The organism is Sphingomonas sp., from assembly GCF_030145815.1.
In the GTDB taxonomy this organism is placed as follows: Bacteria; Pseudomonadota; Alphaproteobacteria; order Sphingomonadales; family Sphingomonadaceae; genus Sphingomonas.
Genome location: NZ_JAIXHL010000008.1, coordinates 22,477 through 44,688, shown reverse-complemented (window position 1 = coordinate 44,688; position 22,212 = coordinate 22,477). Strand labels below are relative to the sequence as shown.

The following is a 22,212-nucleotide window of genomic DNA, read 5'->3' as shown; positions in this document are numbered from 1 at the left end:
GGTCGGGGTGTCACCCCCCTGACAGGCGCCACGGCCGGTCACCCTTCCCTGTTGGAAGGGCATGCGAGGAAACCCCGGTGGTCGAAAGACCGCCGGGGTTTTTCTATTTTGTTGGCTATTCCTCCCCCAGCTTGCTGGGGGAGGGGGACCGCGCCCGTAGGGCGTGGTGGAGGGGCGGCTGCGCAGACAGCCGTGGACAGCTCGGCAAAATTCCGCCGCTTGCAGCGGCGGCCCCTCCGTCAGCGCTGTGCGCTGCCACCTCCCCTGAGCAAGCTCAGGAGAGGAATTGATGCCTTACTCCCCCGGCTTGCCGCCGGGGGTCCAGTCGGGACGGTAGTCGCCGTCGGCGAGCCAGCGCACCGGGCCGATCAGCGACTGGACCGCGCGCGTCATGAACGGGATGTCGAGATTGGCGATCGTGTCCTGCGGCGAGTGATAGGTCGGCGTCACCGCCCAGCCCGAAATGGTGTGCGCGACCACCCCGCGCAGCGCGAGCTGGTAGTTATCCGATCGCGCGAAGAAGTTCTGCTCGGGATAGGGGTCCTTCGCCACCAGCGCGCCGCGCTCGACCAGTGCCGGGCCGAGCGTCGAGCGTTCGAACCCGGTCATCATCATCGTGCCGGCGGGCAGCTTGGGATCCTGCGCCCCGATCATCTCGAAAGCGAGGTTGGCGACGATGTCGTTCAGCGGCACCGGCGGCGCGGCGGCGAAGGCGCGCGATCCGAAGCCGCCCATCTCCTCCGCCCCGAACGCCGCGAACAGGATGCCACGCTTGTGCCGCTTTCCGCTGCTCAGCGCATGGGCGAGTTCGAGCACGGCCGCGACGCCCGACGCATCGTCGTTGGCGCCATACATCACTGTCCCGTCGGGCTGGACGCCAAGGTGATCGACATGCGCGGCGAGCAGGATCACCCCCGCCTTGAGATCGGTGCCGGGCAGATAGCCGATCGCGTTGGTGGTCTCGACCTCTTCGCGGATCAGGTTGAGCTGCATCGCGACCGGCTTGCCCGCAGACTTCGCCGCCTTGTCGAACGCCGCAGCGGGGAGGACGATCACCGACAGGCCGTCCTTGGGCGGCTGGCTGGCGAGGTAGGAGGTCAGGCGCGGCTGCTTGCCGATCTGCTCCCATAATTTCGCGGTCGCCTCGCTCGCGCGGAGCACCAGCAGCTTGGTCCCCTTGCCGCGCGTGGCGCGGATCGCGGCGGAGGGTGAGATCTTTGCGCCCGCCACGAACACGATGTCTCCAGCGGGGAGCGTGGCGGCATCGTCCCCGGCATGGACTGCCGCAGTGCCCGCCACGCGATCGGCACCGCCAAGAATCAGCGTCGCGCCTTTGATCGCCTTGCCGGCGACCGTAACCGCCGGTTCGCCGTCAAGGCGCGGACGGATGACCTTGACCTTTTGCACATAGGAGTCCGTGCCCGGCGCGGGCTGCAGCCCATAGCCCTGAAAGCGCGCCGCCACATAGGCGGCGGCGATCGCCTCATCCCGCGTCGCGCTGCCGCGCCCCTGCAGCTCCGGCCCGGCGAGGAAGCGGACATGCGCCGAAATCCATTCGGGCTTGACCGTCCAGTCGGTCGCCGGCGCCGCGCTGGTGACCGGCGCGGGCGCGGCGGTCTGGGCGATGGCGGGTGCGGCGAGCGCGGTGCAGAGCAGTGCGGCGGCGAAGATACGCTTCATGGTGACCCCTCAAACTGATCGCGCGACCCTAACGGGGACTGCGCGCAGGGCAAGGCATCAGGCTTCAGGCCGGGTCCATAGCCAGCCACCGATCACCACCGCTGCGCCGATCGGGATCAGCGGCCACGGCATCGCGGTCAGTGCGAGGGTCAGCGCGATGCTGACGGCAAAGGCGATGCTGGCCGCGACCTTGCCGCTGCGGCTGACCGCGCCCTTTTCGCGCCAGCGGACGATGTGCGGGCCAAAGCGCGGATGCTCGATCAAGCGGCGTTCCAGACGCGGCGAGCTGCGCGCGAAGCAATAGGCCGCCATGATCACGAACACCGTCGTCGGCATCACCGGCAGGATCGCGCCGATCACGGCCAAGCCGAGACAGATAAATCCGGCGATCAGATAGAGATGGCGACGCACCCCGCTTGCGTAGCACGCCAGTCGCGACTGTCTCGCAAAAAGCGCGTTACCCCAATCGGCGCATCAACCCCTTTTTCAGTCGATCATGCGCGCTCTTCTTGATCTGGCAGATGCGCGCGGCGCCGACGCCGAGCACCTGACCGATTTCCTCGAGGTTCAGTTCCTCGACATAATAAAGCTGCACCACCAGCTGCTCCTTCTCGGGCAGCTCCGAAATCGCTTCGATCAGTGCCTCGCGCTGGTCGGCGTCGGCGAGCTGGTCGAACGCATCGGGTTCGTCGGACATGAACCACGGGCCTTCGTCCGAATAGACATCGTCGATCGAATCGAACCGTACCGCCTCTGCGCTGGCATAGTCGCTGCGCAATTTGTCGACGGTGACGCCCAGCTTCGATGCGACCGCCGCCTCGTCCGGGCGCTTCCCGTCGTCGGTCAGCGCGGTCACCGCGTCCTGATAGGCGCGGCGGCGCTTCATCGCGCCCCGCGTGATCGTCGCCTGCCGCCGCAGTTCGTCGATCATCGCGCCGCGCACGCGGGTGTGGAGATACTGGTCGAAGCTGACGAGGCCGCGATCCTCGAAACTGGCCGCAGCCTCGACCAAGGCTACCAGCCCGATCTGGACCAGGTCCTCGACATCGATCAGCGTGCTCATCGACCCATGCACGTGCCAGGCGAGCCGGCGGACCAGCGGCATATGCTTGCGCACGAGCGCGTCCATGTCCCGCTTCGTGTCGCCACGGCGATCATAGGTCAGCGCGAATTCGTTCGGGGCGGGCTGGTAGGTCATGCGGCAAGTGCCTCCGGTGCGCCGATCACGGCGACGACCTCGACCGACTTGTCCTCGGGCACTTCAAAGAAGCTCATCACCGGGGTATCGGGCAGGACGGTGCGGACGAGTTTGCGGATCGCGATGCGGATCGTCGGCTGGACGACGAGGGCGAACGGCTTGGCCTCGGCGACGAGCGGCTGGGCGGCGCGCTGGAGCGCATCGACGATGCGGCGGCCAAGGTCGGGCTCGATCGTGTGGCGCTTCGACGGATCCGAACGGATCGCCTGACCCAGCAATGCCTCAAGCTGCCCCTCAAGCGTCATCACGCGCAGCGGTTCGCGCACTCCGCACAGCCGCTGGATGATCAGCGGGCCGAGTTCAGGGCGGATCAGCTCGATAATCTCGTCGGCATCGGCGGTGCGCTGCGCGGCGAGCGCGATCGCGGCGGCGATGCGGCGGAATTCCTTGAGCGGGATATTCTCGGCGAGCAGGCCGCGCAGCACCTGGGTCAGCGTCGTGATCGGCAGCGGGTTGGGCGAGAGCGAGGCGACCAGCTGCGCCGCACGCTCGCGCAGCCCGTCGAGCAGCGCCTGAACCTCGTCCGGGCCGAGCAGGTCGGCGGCGTTGGAGATCAGCGCCTGGTTGAGGTGCGTCGCCATCACCGTGCCGGGATCGACGACCAGCCAGCCCTGCCCGGTCGCGGCATCGGCGTCGGCCGGCGAAATCCAGATCGCATCGAGGCCGAAGGTCGGATCCTTGGCGCGCTTGCCCGGCAGGGTGCCGACCGCCTGACCCGTGTCGAGCGCCAGCATCTCGTCGGGCGAGACGCTGTCCTCCCCGATCACCACCCCGCCGACGACGATGCGATAGGCATAGGGAGCCATGTTGATGTCGTCGCGGACCCGAACCTGCGGCACGACGAAGCCGAGTTCCTTCGACAGCTGGCGCCGCACGCCGGTGATCCGGCCCATCAGCGCGCCGCCGCGCCGTTCATCGACCAGCGGCACCAGCCCATAGCCGATGTCGATCATCACCTGCATATTGTCGGTGACCTCGTCCCAGCCGATCCGTGAGGGGTCGACCGGCTCGGCCGCCTCGACGATGGCGGGGGGCGGTGGCAGCTTGCTCGCGCGCCACATCTTCCATGCCATGTAACCCGAACCGGCCGCTGCGGGGAGGATGATAAGGGCGGGCATGCCGGGCAGGAAGGCCAGCAGGCCGGTGATCGCCGCGACCGGGGTCCAGGTGCGATGGCTGCCGAACTGGCTGCCGATCTGGCCGGTCAGGTCCTGATCCTTGTTCGCCGAAACCCGCGTCACGATCGCGGCGGCGGCGATCGACAGCAGCAGCGCCGGAATCTGCGCGACCAGCGCGTCACCGATGGCGAGCAGCACATAGGTCTGCGCCGCCTCGCCCAGCGTCAGCCCATGGCTGACCGGGCCGAGGATCAGGCCGCCGATGATGTTGATGAACAGGATCAGCAGGCCGGCGACCGCATCGCCCTTCACGAACTTCGACGAACCGTCCATCGCGCCGTAGAAATCGGCTTCGGTCGACACCTCGATCCGGCGCGCTTTGGCTTCATCGGGGGTAATCAGGCCGGCGTTGAGGTCGGCGTCGATCGCCATTTGCTTGCCGGGCAGTGCGTCGAGGGTGAATCGCGCCGACACTTCGGACACGCGCCCGGCGCCCTTGGTCACGACGATCATGTTGATGATGATCAGGATCGCGAACACGAACAGGCCGACAATGTAATCGCCGCCGATCATGAACGTCCCGAACGCCTCGATCACATGGCCGGCGGCCGCCTCGCCCTCATGACCATGACCCAGCACGACGCGGGTCGATGCGACATTGAGGCCTAGCCGGAACAGCGTCGCGAAGAGGAGAACGGTCGGGAAGGCGGAGAAATCGAGCGGCTTTTGCGCGTTGAGCGCCACCATCAGCACCGCAAGGCTGATGATGATGTTCATGATGAAAAAGGCGTCGAGCAGGAAGGTCGGCACCGGCACGACCATCATGCCCACCAGCACCAGAATAGCGACGGGCAGCGCGAAGCTGTGCAGGCCCGGGAGGATACCGCCCTTGAGCGAAAGTGCGTTCATGTCGGGTCAGGCCCCCATCTGCGCGAGCATGAGATAGGCAAGCCGCGCCGTTTCCGGCGTCGGGCGCAGCGGATTGACGGTTGGCAGCGTCGACGCCTTGAGCCGTCCGGCGTTTTCCAGCCGGTCGAGCGTGGTCAGCCAGCCGCGATCCTGTCCGACCGCGTCATTGCCGAGCACCACTTCGACATCCTCGCCGAGCGAGGCGACGAGCGTCTGGAAGCGGGCGTCGAGGCTGCCCGATGCCGCGCCGGTCGCGCCGACCGCAGCGGCGCCGCGATCGAGCTTGCCGGCGAAGCGCTCATAGATTTGCCCGAGCGTGCGCTGCGACCCGTCACTGGCGTAAAAGATGTTGCGATTGGCGCGCGCGGCGGCGGGGAACAGGCTCGCCGCGCCGCGGGTCGGATCGGCATCCATGGCGCGCAGAAATTTGCGCGCGCCGCCAAGACCCAGGAAATGCGCCATATAGAGGTCGGTGCCGGTGGCTTCGCGGCCCAAAGATGCTTCCAGCGCGTCCTTGTTATCGCTGGCATGTTCGGCCGCCATCAGCGACGCGGCCTGCGGGTCGTTGCGCAGCGACAGGATCGCCTGACGCGTCGCGGGGTCGGACACGGTGAAGCGGCCATTGGCGGTCTGGCGGATGCTGTCCGCCGCCCAGCCCAGGCCATGTTTCTCGCCATGATCCTTGATCACGCCGAGCCAGCTTTGTTCGATGAACTGATAGAGGCCAGTGGCGCTGGAGGTGCGCGCGCGCGCATCGGCGCGCATGCCGCTTTCGACCTGCGCCTGGCCGAGCAAATAGTTGAAGTCGATGCCGGTCTTCTGGCTCGCCGTCGCAATCGCCGTGGTGACGTTCGTTCTGGCTCCGATCGAAGGTACGGTCATAGGCCTTGCTTCTCATCCCCTTGGGTCCGGAGAGATCAGCAAGAGCCGTGCCAGAATAAGAAAAGTGGGTTCGCGCACGAAGACACAAAGCCACGAAGATTGAATGCCTGCGGCGCTAGCCGCCCTAGGCAGGAGCCGGCGCGATCACCTGAAGATTAGCGCACTTTGTGGCTTTGTGCCTTTGTGCGCGCATCTTCTTTCTACCCGGCGGCAAGTCCGGGCCGGTAGGACGGCAAATCATTGCCGGTCAGTGCCGTCAGCCGCCGCCGCACATTGGCGGCCATCAGGTTGACATAGATGCGGCAGCTCTCGTTGAGCCGGTGCGCTTCCTCGGCGAGCGCCCTGAGCTCGCCCGACAGCGCGGGATTGTCGTCATTGGCGGCCCCCACCGCCTCGATCCCCATCAATTTCTCGCGCGTCGCGCGTTCGAGCGCGGCGACGTCGTTCGCCTTCAACGCGGCGATCTCGGCGTGGAGCGCCTCGATCACGCGGACCAGGGCGTCATGCCGCGTCATTCGGGTTCCACTGGAGCTTGAGCGCGAGCAGCCGGTCGGCGATGGTCGAGGGGACCAGCGGGAAATTGCCATCGGCAATCGCCTTCTTGATCCGCGCGACCCGCTCGGCATCGACCGGGGCGCTGGCCGCCGCCGACTGCGTCAGCGACGCGGCGGCACTGGTCGTGGCAGCTTGCGTTGCCCCTTCCACCGACCGCACGGGCGCGGCAGCGGCCACCGGCGTGAGCCGAGGGGCGAGTGATGCAGGCTTAAAGCCGACTGGATCCACCATGTCTGCGACCCTTTTTCTGCGGACATACGCGAAAACGACGCTTTGACGGGGAGCTTTAGGAAAAAATGCAGGGGCGGCGAATTTTTATTCCTCCCTTGAGCTTGCTCAGGGGAGGGGGACCGCCCGCGCAGCGGGTGGTGGAGGGGCGGCTGCGCAGACAGCCGTCGGCATCTCGGCAAATTCCGCCCTCTGCGGGGCGGCCCCTCCGTCGCCTTCGGCGCCACCTCCCCTGCGGCGCAGGGGAGGAATGAAGCTATTCAATCCCCGAAACCGGGCAGTTTCGCGCGGCCTGGGGCCAGCGCAATTGCGGCAACCGGCGGGCGTTTGTCGTCGGTCTTGACCAGCACGCGACCACCGACCGCAGCGTCGGCCATCGCCAGCCCTTCGCGCGTGATCGAGAAGCCGGCGGCACCCGCCTCCAGCATCACCGGATCGCCGCGACGAATCACGAATTCGACCTTGGCCGCGACCGGAGAAGGCGTGGCCGCGGTGGGCGCAGCAGCCTTGGGCAGGGCGTTGACCGGCACGAACACGCGCCATTGCTGCGGACCCTGACAGCGGATCACCACCGCATCCTCGGCTGCCGAACGCCAGCTGAGCTGCGGCGTGTCGCACGGTGCGAGCTTGAGGCGCTTGTCTACAGCCGCGCGCGCGCCGCCCTCGGCGCCGATCGGGGCTCCGGCAAAGCGTTCGACGAGCTGGTCGAGCGCCTCGGTCGATTGAAAGGCCCCGGTCGGGCCGGACAGGGCGATCAGGAGTGCGATCATTGCGGATCTCCAGCTTGAAGTTCGGGATCGCCAGCAAAGCCGACGGAGAGCGTCACAGCACGGCGATGGCCGGGCGCGATGCGAAGGATCAGGCGGTCGGGCGACACCGCGCGCTGTGCGACCAAAGCCGCAGCGACGGTCCGCGCGCGATCAGCGGCGAGGATGGCGGCGCTGCCAGTTCGCGGATCGACATCGCCGGTCGGCGCGGTCGATCCGGTGATGGTGATGGCAGTGCGTTTGTCGCGCGCGACATCGCGTGCCCAGGCGATCGTGGCGGCGAGGTCCGCATCGGCGCTGCCCGGGGCATAGCCATCGACCCGCGCACGGGCGACCGCCATGGGGTCGATCGGGGCCGGTGCTTCGACCCCGAAGCCGTTACGCAAGCCCGCGAAGAGCCGCGCGCGATCCGCCTCACGATGCGCCTGGAGCAGGACGAAGAATCCGACCAGCAGCAGCGCCAGATCGGCGAGCGTGATCAGCCACACCGATCGCGCCGGGGCGATCTCGTCCCAGCTGTCCGGGGTCAGCGCCGCGCTCAAGCCGCGATCTCGCGTTTGCGCGCGCGTTCGAGCGTGGCGAGGCGCGCCAGCGGGGCCGCCAGCCGCAGCCGTTCGGCCGCTTCGACCCGCGCGAGCCGCTTCAGTCGCGCGACGATCGGCATGGCGACGAGGTTGGCGAGCAGCGCGCCATAAAGGGTAGCGAGCAACGCCACCGCCATCGCCGCGCCGATGCGGTCCGGGTTATCCATTGCGGCGAACATGCGGACGAGGCCCAGGATCGTGCCGATCAGCCCCATGGCGGGCGCGGCCTCGGCGACACCGCTCCACAGTTCGATCACCGCGCGGTGGCGTTCGACGCGGGTCGCTACGCGGTCGCGGATGACTGCCTCGATCTCGGACGGAGTTGCGCCATCGACTGCCGCCGCGACTGCTGCGGCCATGTCGGAATCGTCGATCACCGACCGGTCGAGCGCGATCAGCCCGTGGCGCTTGGCAATCTTCTCAAGCGACCCGGCCTGCGCGATCAGCTGCGCGGCGTCGAACGGGCGGCGCAGCAGCGTCTTGAGTGCAACCAACCCACGCCCGACATCGGCCAGACGGTGGCGCAGCAGCACGCTTATCGCCGTTCCGCCCAGCACGATGGCCAGCGCCAGCGGGTCGAGCAGCACGGATGCGTCGAGCGGGGCCAGCGCGGCGAGATCGGTGGGTGCGGCACTATTCATGCGCATATGCTCTGCAAGCGCCGGGCCAATTCGCGCCCCGGGTGGGAAACCCCGGCAAGCGCACGCCTGACCGGCAAAAGCGGCAAATCCGCCGCCGCCGCCCGGCAAATCCTTGCCGCCCCTACTCGCCAAAACGGCAAATGCGGCGATTCCGGCCCGCTCCCCGCAAACTGGCACGCCCATTGCTAGGAACCGTCCGAACATTGGCATGAGGACCGTCAATATGGGCAGCAACAGTCTCTTCGGGGTGCACGGCGCGGCGCTTCAGGTGCGTTCGCAGCGCATGGGCGTGCTCGCGTCGAACATCGCGAACGCCTCGACCCCCGGCTTCAAGGCGAAGGACATCGACTTTCGCGAAGCACTGAATGCGATCGAAACGCCCGGCATGGCCGGCACCGATCCGATCTCGGGTGCGACCAAATATCGCGTGCCGCTGCAGCCCAGCCTCGACGGCAACACCGTCGAGCTCGCCACCGAACAGACCGCGTTCGCCGAGAATGCCGTCGCCTATCAGACGACGCTCGCCTTCCTCAACGGCCGCATCGACACGCTCAAGCGCGCGCTGAAGGGAGAATAACCCATGTCCGACCAGCCGCTTTCCATCTTCCAAGTCGCGGGCCGCGCCATGTCGGCGCAGCTCGTGCGGATGAACACCACCGCCTCCAACCTCGCCAATGTCGGCCAGGTCGCGTCCAGCCCGGGCGAGGCCTATCGCTCGATGAAGCCGGTGTTTCGCACCGCATTCGATGCCGCGAGCGGCATGGCGACCGTCGATGTCGAGAATGTCGTCGTCGCGGGCGAGGCGCCGACCAAGCGCTACGACCCCGGCAACCCAATGGCCGATGCCGAAGGCAATGTCTGGGAAAGTGCGGTCGATGAGACGCGCGAGCTGGTCGACATGATGGAGACCGCCCGCACCTATCAGAACAATGTCGAAGTGATGCAGACGGCCAAGACGCTGATCACCCAGACGCTCAACCTGGGACGCAGCTGATGACCGCTTTTGACACGACGCTGAGCAATCTCGGCATCGGCCGCACCGGCACGACGACGCAGGCGGATACCAATTCGCTGGGTTCGTCAGCGATGGACCAGTCCGACTTCCTGATGCTGATGACCGCGCAGATGAAGAATCAGGACCCGTTCGAGCCGGTCGACAACACCCAGATGGTGGCGCAGATGGCGCAATTCTCGTCGCTGGCCGGGATCAGCGAGATGAACACGACGCTGCAGGCGATCGCTGCCAAGCTCAACGCCACCTCGACCACCGATCTGGTGTCCTGGGTCGGCCGGACGGTGCTGACCGAAGGCAATGTCGCCTATCCGCGCACCGATGGGTCGCTCGGCGGGATGATCGAGCTCGGCTCCGCTGCGGCGGAGGTCAATGTCGTGATCGAGGGGCCGAACGGCGAAATCCTCAAGAGCGTCTCGCTCGGCGCGGCGCCGGCGGGTCGCACCGAATTCGAATGGGATGGCACCACCGACACCGGCGAACCCGCCGGCGATGGCCCCTTCACCATCCGCGTTGCCGCGCGCGACGCCAATGGCGCTGCCGTTTCCGCACAACCGCTCGTCTGGGCCCCCGTGACTGCGGTCGCGATGGGCAGCGACGGCAACCCGGTCCTTACCCTGCCTGGCATCGGCCAGGTGTCCACCACCGCCGTCCGCCAGATCGGCTGAGTCCAAACAGGAGCCAATTTCGATGTCCTTCTACACCTCGCTCTCGGGTCTTCAGGCGGCGCAGACCGACATGTCGACCATTTCGCACAACCTGTCGAACGTCTCGACCAACGGCTTCAAGAAGAGCCGGACCGAGTTTGCCGACGTGATCGCATCGAGCGTGTCATTGAACCCCAATCAGATGATCGGGTCGGGCACCGTGGTGAAGGCGATCCGCCAGCAATTCGGCCAGGGCGGGATGCAGCAATCGGCATCGAGCCTAGACATCGCGATCGCCGGCGACGGCTTTTTCGCGGTCAAGCCGAGCCTCGACGCAGCCGGGGTCAATTTCACCCGCAACGGCAGCTTCCTGGTCGACAGCGACCGCTACGTCACCGATTCGCAGGGCGCCTATCTTCAGGTCTATCCGGTTGACGGATCGGGTGCGGTCGTCGCGACCGGCCTGGGCTCGACCGTGAACCTGCGCCTGCCGCAGACCAGCGGCGTTCCGGAAGCGACCGAGAATGTCGCGCTGTCGCTGAACCTGTCGGCCTATTCGGCGGTCCCGTCGGAAGCATCGCGGTTCAGCGAGGACACGCCCTATGCGTTCGACCGCTTCGATCCGGGCACCTACAACAACTCGACCCAGACCACGATCTATGACGCCAGCGGCAATCCGCTGACCATGACCAATTATTTCGTGCGCGAGACGACCGATACGCCGAGCACTTGGTCGGTCTACAGCTTCGTCGGCGACCGCCAGCTGGGTACCGATGCTGCCAACCCGCAGCCGGTCACGCTGACCTTTGACTCGAGCGGCGCGCTGACCAGCCCGACCGCACCGACCCAGTTCGCGCCGTTCACGGTCGGGTCGAGCACCACCGAGCAGAGCATCGCGCTCGATTTCGGCAGCGCGACGACCCAGCTCGGGGCGCCGTTCAGCATCGATGGCCGCAGCCAGGACGGCAAGGCAGTCGGCCAGCTCGACGGCGTGACGGTGGGTGAAGACGGCATCGTCCGCGCCAGCTTCTCCAACGGCGACAGCCTGGCGCTGGGCAAGATGGCGCTCGCCAACTTCTCCAACCCCTCGGGACTGCGTCAGCTCGGCAATTCGACCTGGGCCGCGACCGGCCTGTCGGGCGAACCGCGGCTCGGTGAGCCGGGGGTCAACGGCTTTGGCGGGCTGATGTCGGGCGCGGTCGAACGCTCGAACGTCGATATTACCGAGGAACTGGTCGGTCTGATCGCGGCGCAGCGCAATTTCCAGGCGAACGCCAAGGCGCTCGATACCGCCAGCCAGATCTCGCAGACCATTTTCAACATCCGCAGCTGATTTCAGCGATTTAGGAGGCATTCGCGATGGATAGACTCGTCTACACCGCCCTGTCCGGCCTCAAGGGTCAGATGCAGGCGCAGGCGACGATCGCGAACAACATCGCGAACGCCTCGACCATCGGCTACCGCGCCGACCGCATCAATTTCGAGCGCCTGCTGGTGCAGGGCGACGGCCATGACAGCCGCCAGCCCAGCGTCGAGACGGTGGTCGATATGGACCGGCGCGCGGGTGCGATCACCCAGACCGGCCGCGGGCTGGACATCGCGATCACCGGCGAAGGCTGGCTCGCGGTGCAGGCGACCGATGGCAGCGAAGCTTACACACGGCGCGGCGATTTGCGCGTTGCGCCGAGTGGCGTCTTGGAAACCGGCGACGGTTTCCCGGTGATGGGGTCGGGGGGCCCCATCACCGTGCCGCCGCACGACAAGATCATGATCGCCGCCGACGGCACGCTGTCGATCGTTCCGCCGGGCGCCGATCCGACGCAGCCGCCGCAGACCATCGATCAGATCAAGCTGGTCAGCGACAAGGGTAGCACCACCGTCAAGGGGCTGGACAATCTGCTCCACGTCCGTGGCGGCGGCGCGCTGCCGCAGGATCTGGACGCGACGGTGATGACCGGCGCGCTCGAAGGATCGAACGTCAATCTCACCCAGGCGCTGGTCGACATGATCGAGAACCAGCGCAGCTACGAGGTGCAGGCAAACCTGCTCCGCGACGCCAAGTCGATGGACGAGAGCTCCGCCTCGCTCATGCGCGTCAGCTAAGAAATTTCAGGAAGGAATAGACCCATGGGTTCCGCAGCAATGCACATCGCGCGCACTGGGCTTGATGCCCAGGACATGCGCATGCGGGTGATCTCGAACAACCTCGCGAACGTGAACACCACCGGGTACAAGCGCGACCGGGCGAGCTTCGAGGCGCTTGCCTATCAGGTCGTCACTGCGCCCGGCGCGGCGAGCACCGCCGAGACCCGCTATGCCACCGGCACCAATCTCGGCACCGGCGTGCGCATTCAGGGGACGGCGCGGATCGACACCCAAGGCGCGATGCAGACCACGGGCAACGCGCTCGACATGGCGCTCGACGGCAATGGCTATTTCCAGGTGCAGATGCCCGGCGGCCAGCTCGGCTATACCCGTGCCGGCAACTTCGCGCGCTCGCCCGAAGGCATGCTGGTGACGAGCGAGGGCTATCAGGTGATGCCCGGCATCACGATTCCCGAAGGTGCGACGTCGATCACCGTCGGCAGCGACGGGACGGTCAGTGCAACCATCGCGGGCCAGACCGAGGCAAGCCAGGTCGGCCAGATCCAGATCGCCGCCTTCCCCAACAGCGCGGGACTGCAGGCGATCGGCGACAACTACCTCGTCGAAACCGCGGCGAGCGGCGCGGTCAATCTCGGCATCGCCGGGCAGGACGGGCGCGGCAACATCCGTCAGGGCATGCTCGAAGGGTCGAACGTCAATGTCGTCGAGGAACTGGTCGACATGATCGAGACCCAGCGTGCGTACGAGGTCAATTCCAAGATGATCTCGGCGAGCGACGAGATGCTCCAGTACATCAACCAGAACGTCTGAGGGCCAGATCATGCGCACATTATCCGCCCTCGCCGCCCTCACCGCCTGCGCGTTCGCCGCACAGCCGGTCGACGCGAAGCTGTTCGGCAAGAAGCAGCCGCCAGAGGATTTCACCGTCACCCTGCCAACGCCGGCGCCGGCGCCGCCCGCCGCCAATGGATCGATCTTTCAGGTGAGCGAGGGCTATGCCGCGCTCCACGAAGGCACGCGCGCGCGCCGCGTCGGCGATCCGGTGACGATCGTGCTGGTCGAACGTACCAGCGCGTCCAAATCGGCGAGCACCGATCTCGACAGCGGCGGCGGCTTTTCGCTGACCCCCCCGACCACCGGTGCGCTGAGCCTGTTCAGTCAGAGCGACGCCAGCATCAGCGGCAAGCGCGGCTTCAAGGGAGCCGGCGCGGCCGATCAGTCCAACGCGCTGTCGGGCGAGATCAGTGTGACCGTCGCCGCCGTGCTGCCCAACGGCACGATGCTGGTGCAGGGTCAGAAGCGCGTGACGCTCAACCGCGGCGACGAGTTCGTGCAGATCAAGGGGATCATCCGCCCCACTGATATCGATGCGAACAACCGTATCGCGTCGACCCGCGTCGCCGATGCCCGCATCGCCTATACCGGCAAGGGCGATGTCGCCCGCGCCGCCCGGCAGGGGTGGTTCAGCCGCTTCTTCCAGGCCATCAGCCCGTTCTGAGGATAGCATCGATGATCCGCTTTCTCCTCGCTCTGCTCGCCACCCTGATCCTCGCCCAGCCCGTCGCGGCCGAGCGGATCAAGGATCTCGGCAATTTTCAGGGCATCCGCACCAACCAGCTGACCGGATACGGCATCGTCGTCGGTCTGCCCGGCACGGGTGACGACAATCTGGAATATACCGTCCAGTCGATGAAGGGCGTCACCGCCCGCTTCGGGCTGGCGCTGCCGCCCGGCGTCAACCCGGCGCTCAAGAATGCCGCCGTGGTGCTGGTCACCGCCGAGCTGCCCGCCTTTGCCAAACCGGGGCAGAAGCTCGACATTACGGTGTCGTCGATGGGCAAGGCGAAGAGTCTGCGCGGCGGCACGCTGGTGCTGACCCCAATGATGGGTGCCGATGGTCAGATCTATGCGATGGCGCAGGGCAACCTTGCCGTCGGCGGTCTGGGTGCAGAGGGTGCAGACGGGTCGAAGATCGTCGTCAACATCCCGTCATCGGGCCGCATCCCTGAGGGTGCGACGGTCGAGCGTGCGGTCGAAACCGGCTTCGCCACCGCGCCGACGCTGACCTACAACCTCGCCCGCGCAGACTTCACCACGGCACAGCGCGTCGCCGATGCGATCAACGGCCGCTACGGCTTCGGCACTGCCCGCGCGATCGACGCGGTATCGGTCGCCGTCACCGCGCCGCAGGGGGCCGATGTCCGCGCGCAGATCATGAGCGAGATCGAGAATCTCACCGTCGATGCGGCCGAGGCCGCGGCCAAGGTAATCGTTAACGCGCGCACCGGCACCGTGGTCATCAACTCGGCCGTCCGTGTCAGCCCCGCCGCGGTAACCCATGGTAAACTTACCGTTCGTATTGATGAATCCCAGCGGGTCGTTCAGCCGCTGCCGTTCAGCCAGGGTGAGACCCGGGTCGAGCAGCAGAGCGGCGTCGGCGTCGAGGAGGAGAAGCGGCCGATGTTCCTGATGGATCCGGGTCCCAAGCTGGCCGATGTGGTCAAGGCCGTGAACGCGATCGGCGCATCGCCGGCCGATCTGGTCGCGATCCTCGAAGCGTTGAAGCAGGCCGGCGCGCTCAAGGCGGAGCTGATCGTCCTGTGACCGACCTTCGCGCCCCCGCCCCCGTATCGCTCAAGCTGACCGGCAGCGTATCCACGGATACCGCGCGCCTTGGCACGCGCGACAACCTGGATGCGGCGGGCGAGAAGTTCGAGGCGATCTTCACCAAGATGATGCTGTCGTCGATGCGCAAGGCGAAGCTGGCCGACAGCCTGTTCGAAAGCCAGGCGCTCGACCAGTTCCGCGACATGCAGGACCAGAAGCTGGCCGAGAATATGGCCGCGCACACGCCGATGGGGATCGGCAAGGCGATGACCGAATTCCTGGCGAAGGCGGGCAGCGTCACCGAGACCCCGGTCGCGGATAGGGACAAGGGTAACACGCCATGACCGACATGCTCTCGATCGGCGCGAGCGGGGTGCGCGCCTACCAGACCGCGCTGACCACGACGTCCGAGAATATCGCGAATGCCGGGACCGCCGGTTATTCGCGCCGCATCGCATCGACGCGCGAGGTGGCAGCACCGGGCGACGCATCGGGGCGAACGCTGAACGGCCTTGGCGTCACCGTCAGCGGCGTGACCCGCACCGGAAGCGACCTGCGCAATGCCGAAGTGCGCGCCGCCGGATCGGATCTGGCGCGGAGCGAGGCGGGGATCGTGTGGCTCGACCGGATCGAGAGCGCGCTGACCGGCAACAAGCTCGACGAGCGGATGACCGCATTCTTCAACGCCGCGACCGCACTCGCCGCCGATCCCTCGGCCAGCGCGCCGCGTGCGACCTTCCTGCAAGCCGCCGCCACGCTGGCGCACAGCTTCACCGCGACCGCCAGCGCGATCGAAGGCGCGGCCGCCGATCTCGACGGCACCGCCGACGCCGCAGTCAACGATCTCAACGCGCTCACCGCCGGCCTCGCCAAGGTCAACGGGTCGCTGGGTCGCACCGCACAGGGCAGCAGCGCACAGGCAGCGCTGCTCGATGAGCGCGACCGGCTGCTCGATTCGATGGCGGCGCTGACCGACGTTGCGGCCAGCTTTGACGCTGCGGGCCGCGCCACGGTGCGCGCGGGGGGCGGCGGGCCATTGCTGGTGCAGGGCGACCAGGCGGCGATCGCCACCTATGCGCGCAGCGACGGCGCGGTGTCCTTCGCCGTCTATGGGATCGAAGGGTCGCAGGCGCTGACGCCGAGCGGCGGCGCATTGGCGGGGGTTGCCGAAGGCGCGGCCCGCCTTGCCGATGCCAAGGCCGCGCTCGACATGCTCGCCACCGATTTCGCCGACGGCGTGAACGCAGTGCAGGCGGGCGGCGAGGACCTCGATGGCGCGACCGGCGAACCGATGTTCGAAGCGACCGGCGCGCGCGACTTCCGCCTCGCCCTGACCGATCCGCGCGGCATCGCTGCGGCGGCACCGGGCGGGGGCGAGCGCGACAATGGCAACCTCACCGCGCTCGCGACCTTGCGCCGCGACGAGGGCTTCGAAAGCCAGGTCACCACGCTGACCACCGGCAATGCCAGCGCGCTCGCGGGCCGTCGCGCCATTGCCGAGGTCCAGTCGACGATCCGCAGCAACGCGGTCGCGGCGCGCGATTCCGTGACCGGCGTCAATGTGGACGAGGAGGCGGTCGATCTGATCCGCTTCCAGCAGGCCTATCAGGCGTCGAGCCGGGTGATCCAGGTCGCCCGCGAGACGCTCCAGACCCTCTTCGACATCCGGTGATCCCCATGCGCGTGACGACCAGCCAGAGCTATGATCGCCCCTCGCTGATGATGGCGAGCCTGAGCAGCCAGGCCGACCGGCTGCAGACGCAGGTGGCGACCGGCAAGAAGATCCTCGCCCCGTCGGACAGCGCATCGGGCTGGCAGCAACTGTCGGGCCTCAAACGCGCGGGGGCGGACGACAGCGCTTATGGTGCCAACATCAAGTCCGCACAGGCGCTGCTCGGCGCGACCGACACGGCGCTCGATCAAGTCGAGACCCAGCTTCAGCGCGCGCGCACGCTCGCGGTCCAGGCGAACAGCGACACGGTGACTGCCGAAGGCCGCGCGGCGATCAAGGTCGAGATCGAAACGATCCTTACCGACCTGATCGGCGTCGCCAACAGCACCGACACGCGCGGCCAGCCTTTGTTCGGCGGCACGTCAGGTGACGCGGCCTTCACCGTCCAGGCCGATGGCAGCATTGCCTGGACCGGCGGAGGCGAGCCTGCCGCGATCCCGATCGGCGAAAATGAATCGATCGCCGCAACCACCAGCGGTGCGCGTGCGTTCGGCGGCATCACGGGGTCCAGCGGGGCCACCGACATGTTCCAGATCCTTTCCGCCTTCGCCGCGGCTCTCGGGCCGGACGGAGCGGCGGGCGGCGTCGAGACCGCGATGCGCGACCTCGACGCCGCCCTCGACCATGTCGGCACCACCCGCGCCTCGGTTGGCGCACGCGCCTTTCGCCTCGACCTCGAGGCCGAACGGCTGGGCGAGGCCGAGATCACGCGCGAAGCGGCGCGGACCGGCATCGAGGACGCCGACACCGCGGAGTCCATCGCCCAGTTGCAGAAGACGCTGACCATCCTGCAGGCGACGCAGGCGAGCTTCACCAAGCTCACCAGCCTGTCGTTGTTCGATTATCTGCGCTGATTTCCACGCAAGTTTGCGGTGAATCGGTCGTTAGACATGTTTGAATAGTCCGCCCGTTCCGGCGGCTCCGGTGACTTCGGGGGAAGATCGCACTCATGTTTCCAGCAATCGGCTTCGTCGTCCTGATCGCGATGGTGTTCGGCGGCTTCGCGCTGACCGGCGGCGCGCTCGAACCCGTGCTCCACGCCCTCCCGCACGAAATGCTGATCATTGGCGGCGCTGCAGTCGGCGCGCTGATCATCGGCAATTCGGGGCGCGAGCTGAAGGCGCTGGGCGGCGGATTCGTGAAGGTGCTCAAGGGCCCCAAATACAAGAAACAGGATTATCTCGACGCGATCTTCCTGGTCAGCAAGCTGATGAAACTGTTGCGGATCGACGGACCGATCGCGCTGGAACCGCATGTCGAGGATCCCAAATCCTCGGCGATCTTCGCCGAATATCCGCGGCTGCTCGCCGATCACGCGCTGACCAGCCTGATCGCGGACACGCTGCGGCTGGTGGTCGTCTCGTCCGGCACGCTCGACGTGCATGCGGTCGAAGAGGTGATGGATAACGCGATCAAGACCCACCATCATGAGGTCGCCGAGCCGCAGCATGCGCTCCAGAATCTTGCCGACGCACTGCCCGCCTTGGGCATCGTCGCGGCGGTGCTGGGCGTGGTGAAGACAATGGGATCGATCGACAAGCCGCCCAACATCCTGGGCGGGATGATCGGCTCGGCGCTGGTCGGCACGTTTCTTGGCGTGCTGCTGGCCTATGGCCTGGTCGGCCCGCTCGCCGGGCGGCTGAAGCAGATCATCGACGCTGATGCGGCGATCTATCACACGGTCAAGCAGATCATCATCGCCTCGCTCCACGGCCACCCGCAGCCCTTGGTGATCGAAGCCGCGCGCAGCGGCATCGCGCACCATAACCAGCCCGGCTTCGCCGAAGTGTTCGACGGTCTGCGCGGTAGGTAATCCGTGACGGCCAGGGCACCGCACGCGGCGAAGCAGCCGCCCAAGATCATCGTCAAGAAGATCATCGTCGAAGGCGGCGGGGGTCATCATGGCGGCGCGTGGAAGGTCGCCTACGCCGATTTCGTGACGGCGATGATGGCGTTCTTCCTGCTGATGTGGCTGCTCGGCGCAACCAATGAGAAGCAGCGCAAGGCGCTCGCCGATTACTTTGCGCCGACACTGATCGAGTTCAAGCAGAACAGCGCCGGTTCCAACGGCCTGTTCGGCGGCGATGCGATTCAGGGTAAGGACAATTACCCGACCAACGCCAAGCAGACCGGCACGCGGTCGATGACCATCCCCGCCGGCGCAACCGGTGGCGACCGGGTCGGCACGGGCGAGAAAGGCAGCTTGAAGAATAAGGAGGCGATGGACGCCGCCGACCGCAAGGCCTTTACCAGGATGAAGAGCGAAATCGAGCGCAAGATGAAGGCCAATGGCCTCACACGCCTCGGCAAGCAGGTGCGGTTCGTGCCGACGCGGGAGGGGATGCGCATCGACCTGATGGACGATGCCGATTATTCGATGTTCGCGCTCGGCACGACCAGCTTCGTCCCCGATGCGGCGGCGCTGGTGAAGCTGGTGGCGCAATCGATCGCGGATTCGGACAATCCGCTGATGATCCGCGGCCATACCGACAGTCTGCGCTATGGCGACCCGACCAATATGAACAACTGGATGCTGTCGAGCGCGCGGTCGGAGGAAACGCGTCGCCGGCTGGTCGCGGCGGGCGTACCGGAGTCGCGCTTCGAGCGGATCGAAGGCGTCGCCGACCGCGAACCGCTGATCGCCGCCAACCCCGCCGACCCACGTAACCGCCGCGTCGCGATCACCCTGCTCTACCGCAAGAGCAAGCTGGACAAGTAAGTTCGCTTCAGCTTGCGCTGAAGTGCGGCACCGGCCCGCTCCCCCACCCGGCCACCCAAGCAGAGTATCCTAGATGGGTGGCCGGGTAGGGGAGCGGGCCGGTGCCGCGCGCGTCGCGTGAGCGACGCCAAAGACGCCTTAGAAAAACAGCTTCCGCACGCTGATCCGCACCGTCCGGCCAACCGGGTCCAGCAAGGCAGGCTGATAGCTATAGGGCGTCCCTCCCGTCGCGTCGGTGACCTGCAACCGGCTGTCGAACACATTGTCGACCGACAGCACCACGCGCGTGCCCGCCAGCCAGCGATTGTCGCGCACGAATTTGAACTGCGGACCGAGATTGGCGAACAGCCGCACCCCAACGGTGGCGAAATCGTCGAACCGCAGCTGGCCGGTGCCGGTCACGCCGCCATCGACCCGCGTCGCGCTCTGCCAGTCGGCGTTGACGCGCAGCCCGATCCCGTCGCGGACCACGCCGGCGCGCACCTCGACCTGGTGGCGCGGCGATCCGCCCCGGCTGCCCGTCGCCGAGCCGTCTAGCAGGTCGAGCGCGGGTAGGCCGTCGCGGATTTCGATCCGGTCGGTCAGCGCGACGGTGTGGAACACACCGATCTGCAGCCGCCCGCCGCCGCCCGGCCCGCCGGGGCCGCCGCCAAAGCCACCGCCGCCGGGGCCGCGTCCGCCGCCCCCGCCAAAGCGCGGACCGCCGCCACCCGGCCCAGCGCCAGGCGCACCTTCGCCACGGGGAGGACGCGCCCCCTCAGGCGGCGTTTGCGGCGCAGCTTCACCAGGCTGACCTTGTTGCTGCTGCCCCGGCTGCGGCTGGCCCTGTTGCTGCTGGCGTTCGCGCGCGGCAATCATCGCCTCGCGCCGCGCCCGGAATTCTTCCGCCGCCTTGCGCGCCAGCGGCGAGGCGATCGGGGCGGAGAAGTTGATGCCCCAGCGAATCTGCTCGCGCTCGCTGCGCGCGAAATTGACCGGGCGATTGTCGATGCGGATCAGGCGACCGCTGCCGTCGCGCACGAAGCGATCGGGGAACGCCGCCTCGATCTCGGCGGTCGCGGTCGGGAAGGACGCGATCGGATCGCGGATCGTGCTCTTGGTGTAATCGACGTTGAAGCTCAGATCGATTTTCTGCACCGGCTGATAGTTCAGCCCCAGCTTCATCACGCTGCGATTGTCCGCCGACAGGCCCGGATTGCCGCCATCGAGCCGGGTAATGTCGACCGTCTCGCCGCGCACAAAGTCGAACACGCGCACATTGGGCGTTGCCACCACCGGATTGCCCAGCTGCTGGGCTGAGGGTGCCCCCTCCTCCTCGGTGAACGAGGCGAGCATGCGCAGCCCATCGATCGGCGACCAGTTGGCACCATAGCCATAGGTGAACAGCGTGCCGAAGTCGGATAGCTGCTCAACCTCTGCATTGGCATTGAGCGACAGGTTGCCGAGCGGGCTCAGCACATCCTTGTTCCGGCTGGCGATGGGCAGGTCGATATTGGCGCGCGCGCTTCCGCTGGTCCGACCGATATCGGTCGCCACATACTGCCCTGCACGCCGCGATTGCGCGTCAAGGTCGCTGGTCCGCCCCGACAGGCGCAGGCTGGTATTGATCGCGCCCGCCGGCAACTCGGCGAGCGGTCCGTTGACCAGCCCGTCGATCGATCCGACATTCGACACCGACTGCGCCCAATCGGTCAGGCCGGTGTCGCGGTCAGTCAGCGTGCGGCTTTCGATCCGGTCCCAATTGCCGGTCAGCGACCAGCGCCATTTGGTCGAGATATCGCCATTGAACGACACGCCGCCCTGCAGCGTGTTGGTGGTGCTGCTGCGCTCGAGCGGATCGGTGCCGCCAGTCGGAAGACCCAGCAGCGAATCACTCCAATTCTGTTCCATCCGCAGATTCGCGGTCGCCACGGTCTTGCCGATATTGCGGCTGAGCACGCCGTTCAGCGTCAAGCTGTCCGTCGCCGGGCGCAGCGAGCGGAACTGCGTGTCCTGGCGCGGAAACAGCGGATCCTGAATGATGTCGCGCTCGCTCTCCAGCAGCACGGTGTCACGCTCATATTCGAGGTCGAGGTTGATGCGGCCATTGGGGTTGAGCCGCAGCATGCTCAGCTCGACATCTTGTCCCCCGGTTCCGCCATCGGTCGCTGTGCTGCCATCAAGCTCGACCGTGAACGAGCGGAAGCGGCGGCGCAGCACGATATTCACGACGCGCTGGTCGGCGCGATAGCCGAGCTTGAGTGCAGCCTCTTCCGGCAGAATGTCGATCCGCTCGATCGCTTCAGGCGGAATGTCGCGGATTTCGCCGAAGCCGGAAATACGCCGCCCGCTGAGCAACAGCACCGGCGCGCCCCCGCCACGCCCGCGTCCGCTGCGCGTCTGCGGCTCCAGCTCGGTCAGCAGCTCGGCGAGCGAACCCACGCCATAAGCGCGGATATCGGCGGGATTGAGCACCAGCTCGGGCTTGACGTCGCCAGGCACCGACCCGCGCGGCGCGCTGCCGGTGATGACCACTTCCTCGACCTCGTCGCCCATCGTCGAGCCACCCGGCGCGCCGGACTCCTGTTCCGGCTCGGCTTGCTGCGGTGCGGTCGCGGGGGAAGGCACACCGGTCTGGGTCGCGGCCAGCGCCGCGGGCGAGGCCGTTGTCATCAACACAGCCGTGATCCACGCCGCTTGCCGCATCTACTTACTCCACAACCGAAAATATGAGCCGACCGCTATCCGGCAGTGCGCACTAACCGCGCTTTGTCGCAAAATTGTGCCA

General features: G+C 67.0%; 24 protein-coding genes. 13 read left to right on the top strand and 11 right to left on the bottom strand.

Annotated elements, in window-relative coordinates:
* Positions 1-294 precede the first annotated feature (294 nt).
* The 10 genes from KYX69_RS08685 to KYX69_RS08640 form a co-directional block, all read right to left on the bottom strand.
* Positions 295-1,680 carry a M20/M25/M40 family metallo-hydrolase gene (locus tag KYX69_RS08685; protein ID WP_300496158.1) on the bottom strand — a complete coding sequence of 462 codons (1,386 nt, stop codon included), beginning with the start codon at positions 1,678-1,680 and terminating at the stop codon, positions 295-297.
* Between the two features lie 57 nt (positions 1,681-1,737).
* Entirely contained in the window at positions 1,738-2,091 is a 354-nt protein-coding gene (locus tag KYX69_RS08680; protein ID WP_300496156.1) for a YbaN family protein, read from the bottom strand.
* A 46-nt stretch (positions 2,092-2,137) separates the two neighbouring features.
* Positions 2,138-2,878 (bottom strand): sigma-70 family RNA polymerase sigma factor, encoded by a 741-nt coding sequence (locus KYX69_RS08675; RefSeq protein WP_300496153.1) that lies wholly within the window; start codon positions 2,876-2,878, stop codon positions 2,138-2,140.
* Complete coding sequence (gene flhA / locus KYX69_RS08670) at positions 2,875-4,965, bottom strand: flagellar biosynthesis protein FlhA (protein ID WP_300496152.1); 2,091 nt, start codon at positions 4,963-4,965, stop codon at positions 2,875-2,877. Before flhA ends, KYX69_RS08675 begins: the two co-directional genes overlap by 4 nt.
* A gap of 6 nt (positions 4,966-4,971) precedes the next feature.
* Positions 4,972-5,847: a lytic transglycosylase domain-containing protein gene (locus tag KYX69_RS08665; protein WP_300496150.1), complete on the bottom strand. Its 876-nt coding sequence runs from the start codon at positions 5,845-5,847 to the stop codon at positions 4,972-4,974.
* 200 nt (positions 5,848-6,047) lie between these two features.
* Complete coding sequence (locus tag KYX69_RS08660; RefSeq protein WP_300496148.1) at positions 6,048-6,362, bottom strand: flagellar protein FlgN; 315 nt, start codon at positions 6,360-6,362, stop codon at positions 6,048-6,050.
* Positions 6,349-6,633: a flagellar biosynthesis anti-sigma factor FlgM gene (gene flgM, locus KYX69_RS08655; RefSeq protein ID WP_300496146.1), complete on the bottom strand. Its 285-nt coding sequence runs from the start codon at positions 6,631-6,633 to the stop codon at positions 6,349-6,351. The genes KYX69_RS08660 and flgM overlap by 14 nt, the downstream gene beginning before the upstream one ends.
* 257 nt (positions 6,634-6,890) lie before the next feature.
* On the bottom strand, positions 6,891-7,400 hold the full coding sequence (locus KYX69_RS08650; RefSeq protein ID WP_300496143.1) for a flagella basal body P-ring formation protein FlgA: 510 nt from the start codon (positions 7,398-7,400) through the stop codon (positions 6,891-6,893).
* Positions 7,397-7,939: a flagellar motor protein MotB gene (locus KYX69_RS08645; protein ID WP_300496140.1), complete on the bottom strand. Its 543-nt coding sequence runs from the start codon at positions 7,937-7,939 to the stop codon at positions 7,397-7,399. The genes KYX69_RS08650 and KYX69_RS08645 overlap by 4 nt, the downstream gene beginning before the upstream one ends.
* Positions 7,936-8,622, bottom strand: coding sequence for a MotA/TolQ/ExbB proton channel family protein (locus KYX69_RS08640; RefSeq protein WP_300496137.1), 687 nt, complete (start codon positions 8,620-8,622; stop codon positions 7,936-7,938). Before KYX69_RS08640 ends, KYX69_RS08645 begins: the two co-directional genes overlap by 4 nt.
* A 223-nt stretch (positions 8,623-8,845) precedes the next feature.
* Here KYX69_RS08640 and flgB point away from each other — a divergent pair, with 223 nt between their 5' ends.
* The 13 genes from flgB (at position 8,846) to KYX69_RS08575 (ending at position 19,445) form a co-directional block, all read left to right on the top strand.
* Entirely contained in the window at positions 8,846-9,199 is a 354-nt protein-coding gene (gene flgB, locus KYX69_RS08635; RefSeq protein WP_300496452.1) for a flagellar basal body rod protein FlgB, read from the top strand.
* A gap of 3 nt (positions 9,200-9,202) precedes the next feature.
* Positions 9,203-9,616, top strand: a complete 414-nt coding sequence (gene flgC / locus KYX69_RS08630; RefSeq protein WP_300496134.1) for a flagellar basal body rod protein FlgC — start codon at positions 9,203-9,205, stop codon at positions 9,614-9,616.
* Positions 9,616-10,302, top strand: a complete 687-nt coding sequence (locus tag KYX69_RS08625; RefSeq protein ID WP_367280183.1) for a flagellar hook assembly protein FlgD — start codon at positions 9,616-9,618, stop codon at positions 10,300-10,302. The genes flgC and KYX69_RS08625 overlap by 1 nt, the downstream gene beginning before the upstream one ends.
* 22 nt (positions 10,303-10,324) lie before the next feature.
* Positions 10,325-11,614, top strand: coding sequence for a flagellar hook protein FlgE (locus KYX69_RS08620; RefSeq protein ID WP_300496132.1), 1,290 nt, complete (start codon positions 10,325-10,327; stop codon positions 11,612-11,614).
* A 26-nt stretch (positions 11,615-11,640) separates the two neighbouring features.
* Positions 11,641-12,384 carry a flagellar basal-body rod protein FlgF gene (gene flgF / locus KYX69_RS08615; RefSeq protein ID WP_300496129.1) on the top strand — a complete coding sequence of 248 codons (744 nt, stop codon included), beginning with the start codon at positions 11,641-11,643 and terminating at the stop codon, positions 12,382-12,384.
* A 24-nt stretch (positions 12,385-12,408) separates the two neighbouring features.
* Positions 12,409-13,197, top strand: a complete 789-nt coding sequence (gene flgG, locus KYX69_RS08610; RefSeq protein ID WP_257843954.1) for a flagellar basal-body rod protein FlgG — start codon at positions 12,409-12,411, stop codon at positions 13,195-13,197.
* A 10-nt stretch (positions 13,198-13,207) separates the two neighbouring features.
* Positions 13,208-13,885 (top strand): flagellar basal body L-ring protein FlgH, encoded by a 678-nt coding sequence (locus tag KYX69_RS08605; RefSeq protein WP_300496124.1) that lies wholly within the window; start codon positions 13,208-13,210, stop codon positions 13,883-13,885.
* Positions 13,886-13,896: 11 nt separating this feature from the next.
* Positions 13,897-14,991 (top strand): flagellar basal body P-ring protein FlgI, encoded by a 1,095-nt coding sequence (locus KYX69_RS08600; RefSeq protein ID WP_300496122.1) that lies wholly within the window; start codon positions 13,897-13,899, stop codon positions 14,989-14,991.
* Positions 14,988-15,338: a rod-binding protein gene (locus tag KYX69_RS08595; RefSeq protein ID WP_300496120.1), complete on the top strand. Its 351-nt coding sequence runs from the start codon at positions 14,988-14,990 to the stop codon at positions 15,336-15,338. The genes KYX69_RS08600 and KYX69_RS08595 overlap by 4 nt, the downstream gene beginning before the upstream one ends.
* Positions 15,335-16,666, top strand: a complete 1,332-nt coding sequence (gene flgK / locus KYX69_RS08590) for a flagellar hook-associated protein FlgK (protein ID WP_300496117.1) — start codon at positions 15,335-15,337, stop codon at positions 16,664-16,666. Before KYX69_RS08595 ends, flgK begins: the two co-directional genes overlap by 4 nt.
* Positions 16,667-16,671: 5 nt before the next feature.
* Entirely contained in the window at positions 16,672-17,580 is a 909-nt protein-coding gene (gene flgL / locus KYX69_RS08585; protein WP_300496115.1) for a flagellar hook-associated protein FlgL, read from the top strand.
* A gap of 95 nt (positions 17,581-17,675) precedes the next feature.
* A complete protein-coding gene (gene motA, locus KYX69_RS08580) occupies positions 17,676-18,539 on the top strand; it encodes a flagellar motor stator protein MotA (RefSeq protein ID WP_300496113.1) in 864 nt (287 codons plus the stop codon).
* Between the two features lie 3 nt (positions 18,540-18,542).
* Positions 18,543-19,445, top strand: a complete 903-nt coding sequence (locus KYX69_RS08575; protein WP_300496111.1) for a flagellar motor protein MotB — start codon at positions 18,543-18,545, stop codon at positions 19,443-19,445.
* Positions 19,446-19,583: 138 nt separating this feature from the next.
* Here KYX69_RS08575 and KYX69_RS08570 read toward each other — a convergent pair whose 3' ends face one another.
* Positions 19,584-22,097 carry a TonB-dependent receptor gene (locus KYX69_RS08570; protein ID WP_300496109.1) on the bottom strand — a complete coding sequence of 838 codons (2,514 nt, stop codon included), beginning with the start codon at positions 22,095-22,097 and terminating at the stop codon, positions 19,584-19,586.
* Between the last annotated feature and the right edge of the window lie 115 nt (positions 22,098-22,212).